The organism is Microcoleus sp. N9_A2, assembly GCF_036701775.1.
Lineage (GTDB): Bacteria > Cyanobacteriota > Cyanobacteriia > Cyanobacteriales > Microcoleaceae > Microcoleus.
Genome location: NZ_JAUBRH010000015.1, coordinates 1 through 17,218, shown reverse-complemented (window position 1 = coordinate 17,218; position 17,218 = coordinate 1). Strand labels below are relative to the sequence as shown.

The 17,218-nt window shown below is 43.6% G+C and carries 20 protein-coding genes; 12 read left to right on the top strand and 8 right to left on the bottom strand.

All coding sequences use genetic code 11. The annotated features are described in order from the left end of the window. Positions 1-8 precede the first annotated feature (8 nt). A complete protein-coding gene (locus QUA44_RS11740; RefSeq protein WP_333250891.1) occupies positions 9-1,205 on the bottom strand; it encodes a transposase in 1,197 nt (398 codons plus the stop codon). Positions 1,206-1,675: 470 nt separating this feature from the next. Between QUA44_RS11740 and serS the strand changes: the two genes are divergently transcribed. Next, a complete protein-coding gene (gene serS, locus QUA44_RS11735; protein ID WP_333250889.1) occupies positions 1,676-2,956 on the top strand; it encodes a serine--tRNA ligase in 1,281 nt (426 codons plus the stop codon). 196 nt (positions 2,957-3,152) lie between these two features. On the opposite strand, the gene QUA44_RS11730 is transcribed toward serS, so the two are convergent. Continuing rightward, entirely contained in the window at positions 3,153-4,172 is a 1,020-nt protein-coding gene (locus QUA44_RS11730; protein WP_333250886.1) for a hypothetical protein, read from the bottom strand. Between the two features lie 235 nt (positions 4,173-4,407). On the opposite strand from QUA44_RS11730, the gene QUA44_RS11725 reads away from it, so the two are divergent. Further along, positions 4,408-6,276 (top strand): 3-oxoacyl-[acyl-carrier-protein] synthase III C-terminal domain-containing protein, encoded by a 1,869-nt coding sequence (locus tag QUA44_RS11725; RefSeq protein ID WP_333250883.1) that lies wholly within the window; start codon positions 4,408-4,410, stop codon positions 6,274-6,276. Next, positions 6,276-7,202: a DUF6999 family protein gene (locus QUA44_RS11720; RefSeq protein ID WP_333250881.1), complete on the top strand. Its 927-nt coding sequence runs from the start codon at positions 6,276-6,278 to the stop codon at positions 7,200-7,202. The genes QUA44_RS11725 and QUA44_RS11720 overlap by 1 nt, the downstream gene beginning before the upstream one ends. A 123-nt stretch (positions 7,203-7,325) precedes the next feature. Here QUA44_RS11720 and QUA44_RS11715 read toward each other — a convergent pair whose 3' ends face one another. Further along, positions 7,326-7,463 (bottom strand): hypothetical protein, encoded by a 138-nt coding sequence (locus tag QUA44_RS11715; RefSeq protein WP_265236679.1) that lies wholly within the window; start codon positions 7,461-7,463, stop codon positions 7,326-7,328. A 315-nt stretch (positions 7,464-7,778) separates the two neighbouring features. Here QUA44_RS11715 and msrA point away from each other — a divergent pair, with 315 nt between their 5' ends. The 4 genes from msrA (at position 7,779) to QUA44_RS11695 (ending at position 10,127) form a co-directional block, all read left to right on the top strand. After that, positions 7,779-8,432 (top strand): peptide-methionine (S)-S-oxide reductase MsrA, encoded by a 654-nt coding sequence (gene msrA / locus QUA44_RS11710; protein WP_333250878.1) that lies wholly within the window; start codon positions 7,779-7,781, stop codon positions 8,430-8,432. 313 nt (positions 8,433-8,745) lie between these two features. Beyond that, on the top strand, positions 8,746-9,051 hold the full coding sequence (locus QUA44_RS11705) for a hypothetical protein (RefSeq protein ID WP_333250876.1): 306 nt from the start codon (positions 8,746-8,748) through the stop codon (positions 9,049-9,051). A gap of 121 nt (positions 9,052-9,172) precedes the next feature. Continuing rightward, positions 9,173-9,514, top strand: a complete 342-nt coding sequence (locus tag QUA44_RS11700) for a YtxH domain-containing protein (protein WP_333250874.1) — start codon at positions 9,173-9,175, stop codon at positions 9,512-9,514. Positions 9,515-9,551: 37 nt separating this feature from the next. After that, on the top strand, positions 9,552-10,127 hold the full coding sequence (locus QUA44_RS11695) for a DUF948 domain-containing protein (RefSeq protein WP_333250872.1): 576 nt from the start codon (positions 9,552-9,554) through the stop codon (positions 10,125-10,127). A gap of 14 nt (positions 10,128-10,141) precedes the next feature. On the opposite strand, the gene QUA44_RS11690 is transcribed toward QUA44_RS11695, so the two are convergent. Both QUA44_RS11690 and QUA44_RS11685 read right to left on the bottom strand, forming a co-directional pair. Further along, the gene (locus QUA44_RS11690) at positions 10,142-10,990 is read right to left on the bottom strand and encodes an Rpn family recombination-promoting nuclease/putative transposase (RefSeq protein WP_333250870.1); all 849 of its coding nucleotides are present in this window, start codon (positions 10,988-10,990) and stop codon (positions 10,142-10,144) included. 157 nt (positions 10,991-11,147) lie between these two features. Further along, complete coding sequence (locus tag QUA44_RS11685) at positions 11,148-11,651, bottom strand: DNA-binding response regulator (protein WP_333250868.1); 504 nt, start codon at positions 11,649-11,651, stop codon at positions 11,148-11,150. Between the two features lie 227 nt (positions 11,652-11,878). Here QUA44_RS11685 and QUA44_RS11680 point away from each other — a divergent pair, with 227 nt between their 5' ends. Then, on the top strand, positions 11,879-12,094 hold the full coding sequence (locus QUA44_RS11680) for a hypothetical protein (RefSeq protein WP_015174146.1): 216 nt from the start codon (positions 11,879-11,881) through the stop codon (positions 12,092-12,094). Positions 12,095-12,359: 265 nt separating this feature from the next. Then, positions 12,360-14,714: a dynamin family protein gene (locus QUA44_RS11675; protein ID WP_333250866.1), complete on the top strand. Its 2,355-nt coding sequence runs from the start codon at positions 12,360-12,362 to the stop codon at positions 14,712-14,714. An 89-nt stretch (positions 14,715-14,803) separates the two neighbouring features. Here the strand turns inward: QUA44_RS11675 and QUA44_RS11670 are convergent, their stop codons facing one another. From QUA44_RS11670 to QUA44_RS11660, 3 genes are all read right to left on the bottom strand, one after another. Next, a complete protein-coding gene (locus QUA44_RS11670; protein ID WP_293185432.1) occupies positions 14,804-15,031 on the bottom strand; it encodes a hypothetical protein in 228 nt (75 codons plus the stop codon). Then, positions 15,021-15,278, bottom strand: coding sequence for a hypothetical protein (locus QUA44_RS11665; RefSeq protein WP_106146435.1), 258 nt, complete (start codon positions 15,276-15,278; stop codon positions 15,021-15,023). Before QUA44_RS11665 ends, QUA44_RS11670 begins: the two co-directional genes overlap by 11 nt. 96 nt (positions 15,279-15,374) lie before the next feature. Then, positions 15,375-15,665: a DUF433 domain-containing protein gene (locus tag QUA44_RS11660; RefSeq protein WP_106146433.1), complete on the bottom strand. Its 291-nt coding sequence runs from the start codon at positions 15,663-15,665 to the stop codon at positions 15,375-15,377. 317 nt (positions 15,666-15,982) lie between these two features. Between QUA44_RS11660 and QUA44_RS11655 the strand changes: the two genes are divergently transcribed. From QUA44_RS11655 to QUA44_RS11645, 3 genes are all read left to right on the top strand, one after another. Then, positions 15,983-16,321 carry a hypothetical protein gene (locus QUA44_RS11655; protein WP_333250862.1) on the top strand — a complete coding sequence of 113 codons (339 nt, stop codon included), beginning with the start codon at positions 15,983-15,985 and terminating at the stop codon, positions 16,319-16,321. Further along, positions 16,318-16,707 carry a type II toxin-antitoxin system VapC family toxin gene (locus tag QUA44_RS11650; RefSeq protein ID WP_106146429.1) on the top strand — a complete coding sequence of 130 codons (390 nt, stop codon included), beginning with the start codon at positions 16,318-16,320 and terminating at the stop codon, positions 16,705-16,707. The genes QUA44_RS11655 and QUA44_RS11650 overlap by 4 nt, the downstream gene beginning before the upstream one ends. A 68-nt stretch (positions 16,708-16,775) precedes the next feature. Further along, a complete protein-coding gene (locus tag QUA44_RS11645) occupies positions 16,776-17,177 on the top strand; it encodes a hypothetical protein (RefSeq protein WP_333250860.1) in 402 nt (133 codons plus the stop codon). Positions 17,178-17,218: the final 41 nt, after the last annotated feature.

Genomic DNA, 17,218 nt, shown 5'->3' with positions numbered 1-17,218 from the left:
TTCTTGGATCATCCAGTTGATTTGCTCGTTGATGTCACCACCAGCGAGTAGAGATCAGTCTGTCCCCTAGCGTGAATTCCGGTGTGCCCCACCGTATTTAAATCAATTCCTGTATGAGCTTTCAAGCCTTTAGCTAGAATGTTTAACGCGGCATTGTGATCGCGATCTAATATCGTTCCGCAACCGCAAATATGCGTTCGGGTTGATAAAGTTTTCTTAACAATATCACCACAGTTTGAACACTTTTGAGATGTGTATTGTGGCGGAACTGCAATAACTGTTTTGCTGTACACTTTTCCAAAATACTCCAACCATTGAGCAAACTGTGACCACGCAGCATCACTAATCGACTTAGCGAGTTTATGATTCTTAACCATGTTACGCACTTGAAGGTCTTCGTAGGCTACAAAATCGTTAGACTTTACTACGCACAACGCCGTCTTAATGGCGAAGTCTTTACGCTGCCGACTAACCTTTAGGTGCTTTCTTCCTAACTTGTTGATTGCCTTTTTCCGGCTTTGGGAGCCTTTCTTTTTCCGAGAAACTCGCTTCTGCAATCTCTTTAAAGCTTTTTCGCTTTTGCGGAGACACCGAGGATTGGGAACTGTTTCGCCGTCACTATTCGTGTAGAAGTGGTTTAATCCAACATCTATGCCAATCATTTTACCAGTAGAAACGGGTTCCTCTTTTCGTTCAACGTTGATGCAGAATTGGGCATAATAGCCGTCAGCACGACGAACTACCCTGATTCGCTTAATCTCATCGGGCGCCGAGAAATGCAAATCTCTACTGCCGAGCAATCTAAATGATCCAGCGGCAAAGCCATCGGTGAAACTCAGGCATCTTTTGTCGGCAGAAAGCTTCCATCCTGATGTCTTGTACTCTACAGAGCGACTGTGTTTCTTGAATTGCGGATATCCTTTTTTCCCTGGCTTTTTGGCTTTACAATTAGCGAAGAAACGTTGAATAGCAAAAATGGCACGTTCAGCCGAAGCTTGACGCGCCATTGAGTTAAGTTTGCCCGCCCATTCAAATTCTTTCGCCACAACGGCGCATTGTTTGTACAGGTCTACTAACTTAATTCCTTGATTGTCTATCCAATGTCTAAGAGTTTTGTTTCTGACAAATTGAGCCGTCCGAATCATGTCGTCGATGATTCGATATTGCTCCGTTTTGCCCTTCAACTTAAACTCTAAAACTATCATTGGAAGAGTTTATCGCTTTTGCTAAAACTTTTACCTATAAGCCTGTATATTTAACAAGTCTTCACACTTCTTGTAATTAAAGCCGTCCTATAAGGACGGGGCTTTAGACCCAATTTTTTGGTAACCGAGCCCTGGACGCAAAAACCCAGTTTATTAACGTAATTGCCTCGTTTGAGACGATAATCGCGATAAACCGGGTTTTTTAGACCGATCGTGTATCCAGGGCTTCAAGTTCACTCCACAACAAAAAACCCCAGCCATCGCTGGCTGGGGTAGAAAATTATCAGGGTGCATCTACTAATATTTGCAACTATAACATACATTTGTGGGGTGTCACCCTTCAGGGGTGACACCCAACGAAGATTTTAAGTCAGAATAAATTATGATTCAAGATTCCAATGATTAACAAAGCTTCTATATCATCTCGTTCTGTCCCAGCCGATCTAAAATTTAAGATTTAGAATAAATCTGTGCTAGACCTCAAATTAATCCGAGAAAACCCGCAAGCCGTACAAGAAAGCCTCAACACTCGCGGAGGCAACCACGAAATCGAGCCGATCGTCCAACTAGACAAACAGCAGCGGGAGTTGGAAGGCAAGCGATCGCAACTGCAAGCCCGCAGCAACGAAATAGCCAAACTCATCGGCCAAAAAAGAAAATCGGGTTTACCCCTCGAATCTCCCGAAATTCAGACTTTGCAAGCAGAAGGCAACGCAGTCGGCACGCAGTCGAACGAATTGCAAGCAGAGGAAAAAGACTTAAAAGCTCAAATAGAAGCATTATTGCTGCCACTTCCCAACTTGCCGGGATCCTCAACGCCCTTGGGCAAAAATGAAGATGAGAACGTCGAAATCCGGCGCTGGGGAGACGAATACATTCCCCAAAATCCCGATATTTTGCCGCACTGGGAAATCGGCGAAAAATTAGGAATTCTCAACTTTGAACGGGCAGTAAAAATCGCTGGGCCCCGATTTGTCACCTTAATTGGAGCTGGTGCAGCCCTGGAAAGAGCGATTATTCAATTCATGCTTGACCGCCACACCAAAGCTGGTTATATAGAAGTGATTCCCCCACTTTTAGTTAACACTGAATCCCTCACAGCTACCGGGCAATTGCCAAAATTTGCTGAAGAAAGTTTTAAGTGCGATCAAGACGATTTGTGGTTAATTCCTACTTCCGAAGTTCCGGTTGTCAATTTGTATCGAGGTGAAATATTGACAGCAGAACAGTTGCCGATTTATCACTGTTCTTTTACTCCTTGCTTTCGCCGGGAAGCGGGAAGTTACGGCAAAGATACGCGGGGATTAATTCGGTTGCACCAATTTAATAAGGTGGAATTGGTGAAACTGGTGCATCCGAGTACCTCCGAGGCTGAACACGAAAAGCTTGTGCAGGATGCTGAGGGAGTTTTGCAGGCGCTGAAATTGCCTTATCGGGCGATCGCACTGTGTACCGGCGACTTAGGTTTCGCGGCAGCAAAAACCTACGATTTAGAGGTGTGGCTGCCATCTGCAGGCAAATACCGCGAGATTTCCAGTTGTTCCAATGTCGCAGATTTTCAAGCGCGGCGGGCGAATATTCGCTTTAAAGAAGCGGGGAAAAAAGGTACTCAATTTGTGCACGCGCTTAACGGTTCCGGTTTAGCTATTGGCCGGACAATGGCAGCTATTTTGGAGAATTACCAGCAACCCGATGGGAGGGTAAAAGTGCCGGAAGTGCTGCAATCTTATCTCGGTCGCGAGGTTTTGTAAACCTGGTTCAGAAGACCGGGCGGTTGAAGACCGGGCGGTTGAAACCGCGTCTATACGAACAAAACCCGAGCTCAGAGGGGTTGAAGGCTCGGCGGTTGAAATTACGTGATCTTCTTGAGTCCGCGCACCATCCGGACATTGTTTGTGTAGGGGCGGTTTCAACCGCCGACTCAAACGGGGTTTCTTTCTGACTTATTCACAAATTTTTGAGCGCTTCCTTAATATCCAGCGCTAAAAATCTATCCAACGCTAAATACATCCAGTAAAGAGATAGCTGAGAATCACTATTAGTCTTTTGAAACCCCAAAGCCAAGCTCATTTTTTCGTACATCGGGTGAATCATTAGCGTGTGCAAATCGCAAAGATTGGGAAAATCTTGTTTCATTTCGACCAAAACTTGCTGGATGTGTTCGAGAAAAATAACGCGGTATTCTTCTAAATATTGCGGATCTATCATCCAACTGCGGACAAATACTGACTGGCAATTTTCATCTCCAGGAAGTGCCATTGTAAAAGGATCGATCTCAGCAGAAACCGAACTTAAATGCAGGCTTTTACTGGGTGCGTTAAAAAAATTAACTTCCGATTCGGCTGCGGTGGGATAAAGTAAGTAAAAGCCGACAGGATTCAGGTTGTCGCAGCGGCGCAAAACAGCCATTCCTTTTGAATATTGGCCGGCCAAAATCCGGAGAATTTTAGCAATTTGGTAGGGAACTGCGTTAGTGCTGCGATTCATCCAGTTGTAATTGGTTGCTAGTAAATTTGCAACGGGAATTGCATCGCACCGAGGATTAAAATTATCTAATTTGAGTTTGACTGAATTTTCCGGCGGCGCGGGATCTAAAATTTCGGAAACTGGTTGAATTTGAATTGCTGTAGCGTTACCGTCAAAGTGTTTTGCGATCAATCCCAGTGCTGCTAATTTGTCTAACATCATGCCGGCGGCGCGATCGCTCCCGCGATCGGAATCGGAGTAAAATAGTTCTGCTGCTTCCCGATGAGTGCAGTGCACCTCGGTTGCTAGCAATTCCAGTTTAGCCAGCGGCGGTTTGAGGCGGGGCTGGCTTTCCTGAAGCTGTTTCACTGATAAGTAAACCCAAAGCCTTACAAAGCATTCAGCCCTAGTGCGAGTTACGCCTACTCGTTTCATCAACAGCGAAACAGCCGCGCGGCGCTGTGATTGAGAATACCAAGCATCTAGTGAAGCAATATCCATTTCAGTCGGGAAGCAGCGAAGGAACTTTAGTTACATATTGGCTCAATTTTACAAAAAACTTCACCCCGCTTCACATTACTTCTTGCTACTGTTGCTCAACTTGTCTGATTTCGCCCAACTCTACAATATAACTGGTTGATCCTTGCAAGTTCGCTGCTTCCCAAAGCACCATTAATTTTAGATATTTTCGGGCTTGATTTAACAAAGTAAATTAGCAATTTTAGAGGTTGACAGTATGTACAGTGCTTATATCAATCGGATTGGAAAATTTTTGCCCGGAAAACCAATTAATAATGATGAGATGGAGGAGTATTTGGGCAAAATTGCCGATCGCCCTTCGCGAGTCAGACAGCGAATTCTCAACAGCAACGGGATTAAACAGCGCTATTACGCGATCGACAAACAGCAGCAAACACTATATTCTAACAGCCAAATGGCAGCGTTTGCCGTCCGGGATGCGATTTCTCAGTCAAATTTGGAACCAGGGGCGATCGACTTACTAGCCTGCGCCACCACCTTACCAGACTTATTAGTACCAGGATTTGCCAGCACAGTACACGGCGAACTTTCCGAATTATCTCCCCTAGAAATAGTTTCCACTCAAGGAGTTTGCTGTGCCGGAATTACCGCCTTAAACTACGCCGCATCTCAACTCGAACTAGGCAAAAAACAAACAGCAATCGCCGTCGCCTCCGAATTTCCCTCGCGCCTGTTCAAAAACACCAAATTTGAAGCAGAAACATCAGTAAAAGCCGGAAAACCCCTACCTTTCGATACAGAATTTCTGCGCTGGATGCTATCAGACGGTGCCGGAGCATTTTTGCTGCAAAACCATCCCAATGCGACAGCAATTAGCTTAAAAATAGAATGGATTGAATTAATTTCCCACGCCAACGCCTATCCAGTTTGTATGTATTCAGGATTAGCCAGCCCCACAGCAACCAAAAGCTGGTTAGATTATTCTTCCTACCTCGATGCAGCCGCAGCGGGAGCTTTTGACTTGCGGCAAAATATTCGCTTGCTCGACAATGTAATGCAATTAGGCGTTGAAGGTTGGCTGAGATTGATTAAAGCCGGAAAAGTTTTTCCGCAGGAAATCGACTGGCTGTTGTGCCACTATTCCTCTCATTTTTTCCGGGGACAAATTGTGGAACTTCTCGAACAAGCAGGCTGCATGATTCCTGAAGAAAAATGGTTTACCAACTTGTACACCAGGGGAAACACAGGCTGCGCCTCGATTTATTTAATGTTAGAAGAATTGTTCAATTCTGGCAAATTGCAGCCGGGACAAAAAATCTTTTGTTTTGTCCCAGAAAGCGGCCGCTTTACAACAGCTTACATGATGTTAACTGTTGTGGAAAATGCCAAGAAATCTATGATTTCTCAAATCTCTAAATCCGTTGATGTTCCCGAAGCTTCGCCTCTCGAAAGTGTTAAACCGCAACAGCCCAACTCTCCGCAAGCTTATTTGTTGCGGGAGTTAGCCTGGATTTGGCTGAAGTTCGATCGCGAAATTCGTTCCGTTCCCATTGTCCGCAAATTGTACCGGGGAGAGTTTACAATAGAAGACTATCAAGCTTTGCTGTGCAATCTCCGCCCGCAAGTTGTCGAGGGTGCTCGCTGGATTGCGCGCGCTGCTTCTAACATGACTGACTTCCGCCTGCGATCGACTTTTATCGGCCACGCCCAAGACGAACACCGCGACTATCAAATGCTAGAAAAAAATTATGTTTCTGTCGGCGGAGAGTTGTCAAAAATTGTGGAATATGATAAGAATATTGGCAGCGAAGCCCTGTCAGCTTTTATCTTCCACCAAGCATCGCGGGAAAATCCGGTCGATTTAATTGGTAGTATGTTTATAATCGAAGGATTGGGAAATCGGTTGGCGGGAAAGTGGGCAAAACAAATTCAAGAAACTCTCGGTTTGCAAGACGAACAAGTATCGTTTTTAGCTTATCACGGAGCTAATGACGAGTCGCACTTAGCTAAACTAGAAAATTTAATTAATGCCGAATGGATGACGGATGATATCGCCCGCCGCATTGTCAAAACTGCCCGCGTTACTGCTCGTTTATATTTGCTGCAATTGGAGGAAATTAGCTAATGCAAGAGCTGCAAAAACAAGATACTGAAAATCTCCCGGATGAGCGGAAAATTCCTTATGCTACGAAACCTTACAACCGCCGAGATCCGAATGTTTGGGATGTCCTGTTTTGCGATCGGTCAATTCCCGTCGATTTAGTGGCAAAAGCATACATGATCCGGGATTTGCAAAACTGGACTCGCAGTTATTTGCTCATCCCAATCAAAATTATTGCTAACTTTTTGCTGGCGGTAATTATGACAACAAAGCGCCTGTTGCCATTTCAATTTCGCGCTTACACTTTAATGCACAAATCGGCTGCATTTTTCCTAAATAACTTTGTCTCGCCCGAAGCTTGTTATTTAATTGTGCGGCACATAAACGCGGGCTCGAACATTATCAACTTCTTGATTGATAACGGCCCGGACACCCAGATTGAAAAGTCAAAACTTTATCCGCGAACAGTTAGCGATTTAGCTGACAATGCGTTTCTGGAACACGACTTAATTCTGTATAACTTTGTGTGGGACTACAACCAGGCAATGCTGACAAATCCCAACTGGTTGCAGGTTGTCAAAAAACGGGGAATTAATTATGATAGCATTCAACCTGTGGAAGTTGAAATGGATTTTGAAAGACTGAGGTGGCTGAGGATTCTCGATTTAGAATCTGCCATCGAATTGTTTAAAGTGTTTTATTCTCTGTGTTTGACTAGCGACGAATTTGCGCGAGCAGTGATGTCGCTTCAGTTAGATGAAAACTTCGGAGTTTACGTCAGCGAGATTACCGGAAATTGCGACTGGAATCATGTAATTGTCAACCGCCATCCGCTAGCGCCAAACAGTCCGTTTCATGCAGCGCGCGACTTATTTTTGCACGGGATAATTTCGGAATATCTCTATCGGTATTTGGAACTGCGAAAAGAGATGAGCAATGTTTCAAAGTAAGGTGCTTAGGTAGGTGCAACGTAAGCACCTTACGAATATAATTAGCGCGTCCAATAACTTTTTGCGTAAGTCCTAAAGTTTGAAAGAATGGTTAATTTTTAGGTCAAAAATTAATAGGAAAACTCAAGCTGCTGCTAGCTGTGCTTGTTCTGCTGCTTTGGGCAAAGTCTGATTTACCACAATCCATTTGCCTGTAATTGGGTCGCGGTAAGTAATAAACGGATTAGATTTTAAAGGTTGACTGCAAGGTTTAGCGCCCATTTCTCACTCCCAATAGATGGTATTGAATAACTACTACAACACCATACCTTTAATAATCGGCTATTTTGCCTAAAATCCGCGTGATTTATAACTCAACAATAGGTGATATTTTAGGTATGTTTTGGTGACATAGAACACTGCCTAATGTGATTTAAAACTGCGTTGGCAGTGAGCAGTATCACCAAAAACCTTCCGTAAAAAAAATCTGCCTTCTGGTTTTTACCTTCTACCTTCAACAGTGCCACTATTTTCAGTGAATATCTGATATTATTAAGTAAGGTAAAGACGTTTATCAGAGATCGCCCTCACAAATTTATGGTGTTATTTGGATTTGGCAAAAAGTCGAGCCTGCCCTCTGCTCAAGAGGCATTGCCGGGACGGGCAGAGCAGATAGCGGTACCGGCAACTCACTTTGTTAACGGCAATCCGCTCAAACCTCCCTTTCCAAACGGCATGGAGATTGCCGTGTTTGGTTTGGGCTGTTTTTGGGGCGCGGAACGGAAATTTTGGCAGCAAAATGGAGTTTTTTCGACTGCTGCGGGTTACGCGGCGGGGATTACTCCGAATCCTACTTATAACGAAGTTTGCAGCGGGATGACGGGACACAATGAAGTTGTTTTGGTTGTGTTCGATCCGAAAGTAGTTAGTTACGAAACGCTGCTCAAAGTTTTTTGGGAAAGTCATAATCCGACTCAAGGAATGAAGCAGGGTAATGATTCGGGTACTCAATATCGATCGGGCATTTACACGTATTCAGCCAGCCAAAAACAGCTAGCTGAAGCTTCGCGCGATGCTTACCAGCAAGCTTTGACGCCTGCTGGTTACGGCAAGATTACTACTGAAATCATTGATGCTCCTGAGTTTTATTACGCAGAAAGCTATCACCAGCAGTATCTTGCTAAAGAACCGAACGGTTATTGCGGTTTGGGCGGTACTAAGGTTTGTTTGCCTGCTATGTCTGAGGCTTGATATTCGATCCCGCTTGATGGGGACACAATAATGTTCGTTGGTGTTAATTTAATGTCAAATGTAGTCACAGACTTATGTCTGACGATTAAGGCCTGATCCCCCCTAGCCCCCCTTCTTAAGGGGGGGACAAGAATCTTCTCAAAGTCCCCCTTTTTAAGGGGGATTTAGGGGGATCGGGCCTCGCGTCAAAGCGAGATGTCTCAGGCTTCAGACTTAATTTGACACTAATGAACACTGCTGTGTCCCTACAACATTGGGCTAGAATTCCGCCATAAAAAGCCGAATATGTTAGTAGTTTAAAAACAAGTAATAAATGCTGACTGCTGTTGTAATTATCAATCTACTAATATCTGGGGTCTGCTTTTATATAGCTGCTAAGGTGTGGAAAATCAGGCGGACGATCGCACGTTTGGAAATTCGGATCGCAGCAATCGAACGGTGTAGTAGCAATGTCCTCAGTATGTCGCCGGATTTCCTTGGTAAAAGGCAGCAAGGTACCCGCCAACTGCGACTACGTTATCAACAACTAGAATTGCAACTGCAACAGGTTCAGCAACTTTTGGGATTGCTGGGTTTGGGACGGAGGCTTTGGCTCAGGCGCGATCGACGTTTGAGGTAAGCTATCCTAAAATTGCCGCCCGTGCTAACTCCGTAGGATTTTCAACAATATTTCTACCTTTGTAAAGGGCTGCGATCGGGCAAACGCCCCTAAAATTGGTGTATGGAGAGAAGTTATAAAAATGTCAACTAAACGTTCAGGATTATTTATTGGCGGTTTGCTTGTGGGTTCTGCGATCGGGGCCGTGACGGGCTTGCTGATGGCGCCCCGAACGGGCAAGGAAACGCGGCAGATATTGAAAAAATCGGCCGATGCTTTGCCGGAGTTAGCCGAAGATTTATCGAGTAGCGTACAATTGCAGGCCGATCGACTCTCTGAATCTGCAATGCGAAATTGGGATGAAACTTTGATTAGACTTAAAGATGCGATCGCAGCAGGTTTGGAAGCCACTCAGCGGGAACGCCAAACACTGTCGGAAGCTGAAGCTGAAGTGAGTCCCCCGTCGCGCCCTCCCATCCGTTAAATGACATGAAAATCTCAACCCCCAATCCCAGATTCAAGTGAGTGATCCCATATTTTGGTTAGGACTTTCGATTTTGCTAGTGGCAGTTAGCCTGACTGCTGTTTTAGTGACTCTGATACCTGCGGTGCAAGCGCTGGCCCGGGCGGCCCGCAGCGTGGAAAAGCTCGCTGACACGCTTTCTCGCGAATTTCCGCCCACTTTGGAGGCGATTCGGTTGACGGGGCTGGAAATTAGCGAGTTGACGGATGATGTCAGCGAGGGAGTACAAAGTGCGGGCGAGGTTGTCAAACAGGTCGATCGAAGTATTGGTAGCGCCAAAAAGCAGGCGCAAAACGTGCAGGTAACTACTCGCAGCGTGGTGAGTGGGATGAAGGCTGCTTGGAAAACTTTAACTCGGAAGCCGCCGATGTCTGGGACAAATCGGCGATCAGATAGATTGTCGGCGAGTCAAAGAAGTGCGATTTCGCTGAGGGATTCGGGTTTGGATGACAGGTATTCTGGGGGTTACGCTGCGAGTGCGGGTAATGGGGAATCGCCACGGTTGAGGAATGGCGAGGGTTCTGGTTTAGCGGGGGATGCTGAAGATTTTGAGCAAGTGTCGAAGGAGTCTTGATAGTCGATCGCTTTTTACCTTGCTTGTTTCAACTTTTGAATTTCCTCAATACTCAATCCGGTTGTTTGGGCGATCCTTGCTTCATCTAACACATCCAGAAGTCCTTTGGCAATTTCGATAGCTTTTTCCTTAACAGCTTGTGAAACAGCCTGCTTCACAGCTTTAATAGTAGCATTCCGCTGGTCTTGTATGTAAATTTCCTGATGTTCTAAATCTTCCAACTCTTCGCGGGTTAAATCGGCGCGATTCGCCACTTCAAAAGCTTTCTGAATTGCCTGGACTTCTCCCATTCGTTCCGGTACAAATTCTAAACTTTTGGCATTTTTCAGGAAATATATCCACTTATCGGTGAGCGTTTCTAATTCCTCTAGTTTTTTGCCGAATTTAGGTAATTCGACAAATACTAACTCAATATCGTAAATTAGGTAGTCTACCAGAAAATCTCTTTCTTTCAGGACAAAGCGAGAAATTATTTGGTCGAGATTGGGGAACATTTCAAAGTCAGTAATAGTTAAGGCAATTACCGGATTTAGTAACGTGTAATCGGCTCCCGTGTCGAGTTGAATCGAGTAAGCTTTAGCAGCATTGTACAATATCCGCTTTTCAAAGCCTTCTACATTCAATACCTGCATTTCGATAATGACTGTTTGCTCGTTATTCAGCTTGGCTCGGATATCTAAGTAAGTATCTTTAACTCCTCTAATTTTGGGGGGTTGATAGGGATTGAGGATTTCTAAAGATTCGATCGCAGAATTGCCTTGATAGAGGATGGCGTTGAGAAAACTGATGAGGATGTCTTTGTTTTGTTCGTCGCCGAAGATTTTTTTAAAGGCAAAATCTGTTTTGGGATTGATAAATCTCATTTTTCAAACCTCCACTGTGAAGGAATCGCTCTCGATTATAATTATACCATTTATACTGTTTGATTGAGGGTCTTCTCAGATGGCATTTTTTGTAAGATTTGTGGTTGAGGCCGATCGTCCTTTAGTGAGATTAGTTGGTATAAGGGCGATCGCGCATCTAGTCTTTTTTATCCAAGTCTTCTGTTTGTGGAGTTTCTGAAGTTGAGGGGAATTCTAATCGAATGTTAATATCAATTGATATTGTATTTTTCTCAATCACACCTATACCAACTATTTTTACTAATGCTTCTGTAGGTATAGAATTATTTAGTTTAAATTCAGGAGAAGACTGAGTTTGATATCCGGCTTCCTGTAGCCGATCGCAAATATTGCGCCAATTTCCTACAGGTTCGTTAGGTAAATCTGCGAGTTTTTTTACATATTGGTATAAAGTTTTACATAAATAAACCTCTGCACTTTTGGAACTCTGAAACAGTTGGCGGGCGATTTCGGCGGGACTGCAACCGGAAAGCAATCCTCGCAGGTAGAGTTTTTCTGTTTCTGTGAGTCCCCGGCGCGATCGGGGAGAGATTTGCCGTTTAGCTTCTGCAAAAGCTTGGTAAAGTCTTTCTAAGTCCCAGTGTTTCGCGGCTTCGGCAAATAAATCTTCTTTTGATGCCATTTTCGGGTGTGGTGAGATGTGGCTAACGATAGCATAACCGAAATTGCTAGCGTTTGTTAGTTGTATGCTAACAATAGGTAGTTTAGTATTAAATTACCCACTCATTGTCTAAGTGCAAATACTTAGAAAAGCGGGAAAGTGCGATCGCGATCTTTCAAATTTTACCTGTTTAGTTAACTTTCATTAGTCAAACAGTTAGTTTTTGTCCCTTACACTGAGGTATTTCAATGGCTAAAGGTGATGAAATAGCGAAAGCCGCAGGTTCCGCTGCTGCGGGTGCTGCTGCGGGTGCTGGTGTGGTAGCTGCTTCTGGTTTTACGGCAATTGGTGCTGTTGGTGGAGGTGCTGGTATGGGTGCTGCTGCTGGCCCGGTTGGTATAGCCGTAGGTGCATTAGCAGGTTTGGCTTTTTACGGGATTAGCAAGGCTCTTTCTGACGACTAAATATTGACTCGCGCCAGGGACTTCAATTTGCACTATTGTCAATAACGGGCAAGATGCCCGTTCCACAAAGAGTGAATTTCTTGTGGGATGGGCATCCTGCCCGTCGGTTCCACAAAGAGTGAATTTCTTGTGGGATGGGCATCCTGCCCGTCCGTAAAAGGCTTATTGAGAATGGTGCAATATCTCAGTTAAAACCGACTGGAAACGCTCAGGCAATTATCTTTGTGTCTGTTCTCATATTTTATTCAATCAAGATTATTAACTTATGTCTTCTCAAGAATTTCAAGCAGCATACACCAGCATTGACAGTACAGGCACTTTCCTCTTACAATATCTCAAAGAATTCCGTGACGGACTCCGCATTCAGGGAGATGAAAGTCAAGGGCTACAAAGCATTGAAGATGAAATTAACAAAGCTTTAAAGGCTTTGCAAGATCAGAAGTATCAAGTAGCCGTCATAGCAGCAATGAAAGCTGGCAAAAGCACCTTCTTAAATTCTATCATCGGTGCTGATGTGCTGGCGAGTGAAACGGCCGCCTGTACTATCTGCCGTACAGATGTCCGACACATTAAACCGGGCGAAAATCCTAAACTTTTAGAGTATCGAGAAGGAGAAAGAAAACCAGTCATTCTTGTTGAGGGTGACGCTGGCGAAATTCAGAAAAAATTCCTGCAGCGTACCCGTGAAATCCGAGAACAAGGCAATCCTGATAACACTACACGCTTTGAGATAGAGCATCCGATTGAAGCAATTAGCCAATTATCTTCTCTCACAGGCTTTACCTTAGTTGATACTCCCGGCCCTAATGAGTGGGAGTCTGCAAACTTCAACATAAATGAACTGAAGCAGACAGCATTAGAAGCACTGCGAACCTGCAATGCCATTCTGTTTATTTTAAACTACGCTTCCTACAAAGATAATGCAGTTGCCGATTTGTTTAAGGATGTTGTTGAAAATCGTAAGGATTTTATAGCTGAGAACACGGGAAAAATTTACTTTATTTTGAATAAAGTTGACCAAAAAACAGAGAGAGACAAAGAAATTGCTGATGTCATTAAAGATTTAGAGCGAGAGTTAGTTGGCTTTGGCTTTTGCAATCCAGTTATTTACCCTGCTAGTTCTCGACAAGGACTTCTAGCGAAACTGATTCAGCAAGGAAAAGCAACTGAAAAGGAGATAAAAGATTTTGAGGATTTCTTTAGTGCCAAATATGCTGAGAGAGATGAAAAAGGTAGGAGAGTAATTCCTTTACCTGACGAGATTGCACCAAGAGCTTTGCAAGATAGCGGTATCCCGAGCATTCAAGAAACAGTCATTCAAAGGATTACGCAAAATTCTGGCTGGAATTTATTGAGTGAGGTGGTGGCAGAAATCGATAAAGCTGCTAAGGCTATTGAGGATACTCTGAATACAGAAATTAAAGGTTGGGAAATGGGGATTGAATCCCTCAAGCAAAAAGTAGAAGAGTACAGGAAACGCTCAGAAAATGCGAGGAACCGAGTTGAATTAGTAAATACAGCCGTGAAGCAACAAAAGCAAATACTAATTCAAGGATTTAGTCAAGGCATTGATGGATTTGCCAAGGGAGCTAAAGCCAAGATAAAAAGTGAGATTGATAAGATTGCCGACTCTCGTTCAGACAACTCTCCAAATCCAAAAAAAAATAAACAAATTCGTCAACTAGCCCAGGCAACATCTGATAAATTGGGCGTCGGACAAATAATAGGAGAAATGGGAGAATTAGTATTAGGATTTTTCCCTGGTTTTGGTAAGGGCTTAGGCCAAGCATTCAATTTAACTGTATCTTTGTGGGATAAGCTGAGTGAATCTGTACCTGACACTTTCAATAGCTCTGTTTCTAAACAGGCTGTTGAAAGTGAAAAATTAGATCCGTACATTATCCGGTGTAAAACCAAGGAGGAAGCTGAAAAAATTGTTAAAACAATTAATAAATTTTGCGCGCCCCACATTCAGAATTGGTGGATAGATACTCAGGATGAATTAGTTCGAGAGGGAACAAAGATTCGCAAAAAATTGGCAATAATAATTCAAGAAGAGATCCAAGAAATATCAGATGAATTATCTAATTATCTTGGTGATGCTTTAGAAGTGAAACTGAACATCAACCCGATTCAGTTTCCTAGTTTTGATTTTCCCGGAATTGATGCACGTATTAAAGATGTGCAATTAGCAGTGGTTGTAGGAAGGAGAAGGGAAGAAACAGGTAAAAAGAGTCGTTGCTGTAACTCTGATGAAGTCTATTATGCTGATGTTGATATTACGGAAAGTCGTGAGTTTTTTGATGTTGATTTACGACAGACATTAGAGTCAGTAAATGGGAAAATAGATGAGCAGATATCTAGAAACCGAAAACTTCTAAAGCGAGTTATCGATCGACAAGTTTCTACTGATTTCAAAAGTGCAGAACGGCAAATCAATGATTACATTAAAAGGTTTGAGAATGACTTCGCTCGCGTCTTGAAGGAACGGGAAACGAAAGAAGCAGAAGCGCCGGAAATTCTGGCTCGTCTTGAGTATCAAAAAGCCAAGCTTATTGAGTACCTCAGTCAATTAAGTTCGATTCGGGAATCTCTCAATAGTTGGAAGCCAGTTAAGTAAAGTTAGAGAAAGTACGATCGCGCTTATTGTCCGAAAGTACGATCGCTCTTTCATCAATCAATAAAAACTTCTGAGTTTGACCTACAAGTCTAAACGTGATAAGCAGTAATAGCAACTATTCCATCAGCACTATAAATAGCTTCAATGCGTCTAAAAGTAGGATGAGTCCACCACACTTTCAGCCGATTTCCCTGAGCCGGAGCCGTACCAATTTTACCGTAACCTGCTGTCAATAGAAGTAACTCAAATTCTGTAGAAGGCAAAGTTTTGGCAGTAATTTGAGTGATGCCGTCAAGCTTATGCTTATCAAGGGTCATAAGTACCTTGGTAAGTGCTGTAGATGCGGTAGCCAGGGAATACTAAAGCAATGCCAATTGGACTGTGAATAGTCCCCGGATAGCTTTCTTCTGGCTCGCTACCCCCAATCCGAATTTTGAGCGCACCCAGCCAAATGTAGAGCCCTGGAATTAAAGTATCTAAACTGTAGGCGATCGCCCGCATTTGAAGATCCGGGGGATTAATTGGTTTTAAATACTGTGGCTTTTCAGGTTGGGAAATAGACATGACATTGATTCCAATGTGACATAGTGCAAAAAAAATCTTGTTGATTACACTTTAACATAATCTAAGCTTCACTTTTTAATTATTAAGCTTATTTAACTATTTTCTCATAGCAGCTTTCACAGCAGGATGAATAAATTCTTCAGGAATTCGATTGCGCTCAATATAAGTATTTATTTCCTCTTGGTTATCCAAATAAAAGCTCAGTGCGTCAAAAATTTGAGCTAATTTCAGATGAGGTAAGTGCATCGGGATTTCTTCAGGAGTAATACCCAAACGCCACAATTCCACGATCGCACGAACGGAAGTTCTCGTTCCTGCGATAATTGGTTCCCCTTGCAAGATTTCAGGGTGACGTGCGACATAACGCGAAGCAGATTGTGTAGTCATGGGAGATTAACCGGACACATCGATCTTGATTATAACTTACGCTAAAACTCGGTAAAAGATTCAGGGCGGTGGTCATCCCAAGTACCAAAGTGCGCCCCTCTCCCATCTTAAATCTCACGCGGGCGATCGCCCTTTCAGTCCAAAAGCGCGCCCCTATCCCATCCTAAATCTCACGCGGGCGATCGCCCTTTCATTCCAAAAGTGCGATCGCTCCATCCAAAGAATTTATGCTGTAGAATATTTGTCAAACGCCACCCAGCAATTAGTATAATTTAATAATCAACATCAAAGCACATCAAATACAGTCAATTAATGCCATGATTGCTAACTTGCCCCTCAAGCTGCCTCACTTACCCAACAGCTTGCCAAGCGAAGGTTCTGTCCGCATTGAGTTAGTTAACGGACTTTTAATATTTAGCGCTTCTATCAAAACCCAGGAGAGAATCAAAACTTTAACTGCTCAACAACAAGCATCAAGTCTAACTTCCGAAGAACAAACAGAATTGGATGGATATCGAGAATTCATTAGCTATCTTAGTTTAGTTAATGAAACCATGAACAATGCTTTTCTATATCCTTTGCGAGGCACAGTCATTCGCTATGATGACCCCTGTGAACCAGCAGTTCCGTTGGAAGATTGGGAAGTGTTACGATGATTGTACTAGATACTCATATATGGGTTTGGTGGGTTGACGATAACCCGCGACTGACTCAAAAACATCGGGACTGGATACAACAATATCAATCTCAAGGTTTAGGAGTCAGCATCATTTCTTGCTGGGAAGTTTCTAAATTAGTAGAAATGGGAAGACTTACTTTGTCCGTTACAGTTGATGAGTGGTTAACACAAGCTTTGGCTTATCCCGGAGTGCAGCTACTCGATCTCACCATTCCGATTATTGTCGAGTCAACTAAACTCACAGGTTTTCACCGCGATCCCGCAGATCAAATCATCGTCGCAACGGCCAGGATTTGTGCGTGTCCGTTACTAACTGCGGATGCTAAAATTCTAGCATATTCTGATGTAAAGACTCTTCATTGAAAGGTGAAAAGTGCCTTCGCTGTGAAGGAAAAGCCTGGTTTCGCTGCTACTTTGAGTGAGGGAAACTCATGAAAATTCGAGAATCGGTTGGTAAGAGTCTATGGAACTCTTCTCTTGGTTGGTGTTGCGAACCTCTTGACCCCATACCGCCCGGTCATATAGCCCTAGCTGTTGAACCAACGGATATGGATCTTGTGGATTGGGATATTGAAGAAATCGGGGATAAAGCAGGTTTTGATATTGAGTACAGATACACGGGCGTGAATGACCCCAAGGATTCATCTTTAGCTTGTGTAACTCAGTTTGTCGGTATTTATGGGGACTGGTTAAAGCTCGATCGCAATTTAGAAGTTTTGATGGCGGCCGGCATCCCGCGCCCTCTATTTAAAACGCTGGCTTCCAATGACGATATCGATTTGAAACCTGTAACCGAACAGGGTAAGCGCACCTCAAACGCAGTTGCCATCTAGATTGTAGGGCTGCTACTTTTAGAGAGTTCAGGGAGCGCTGC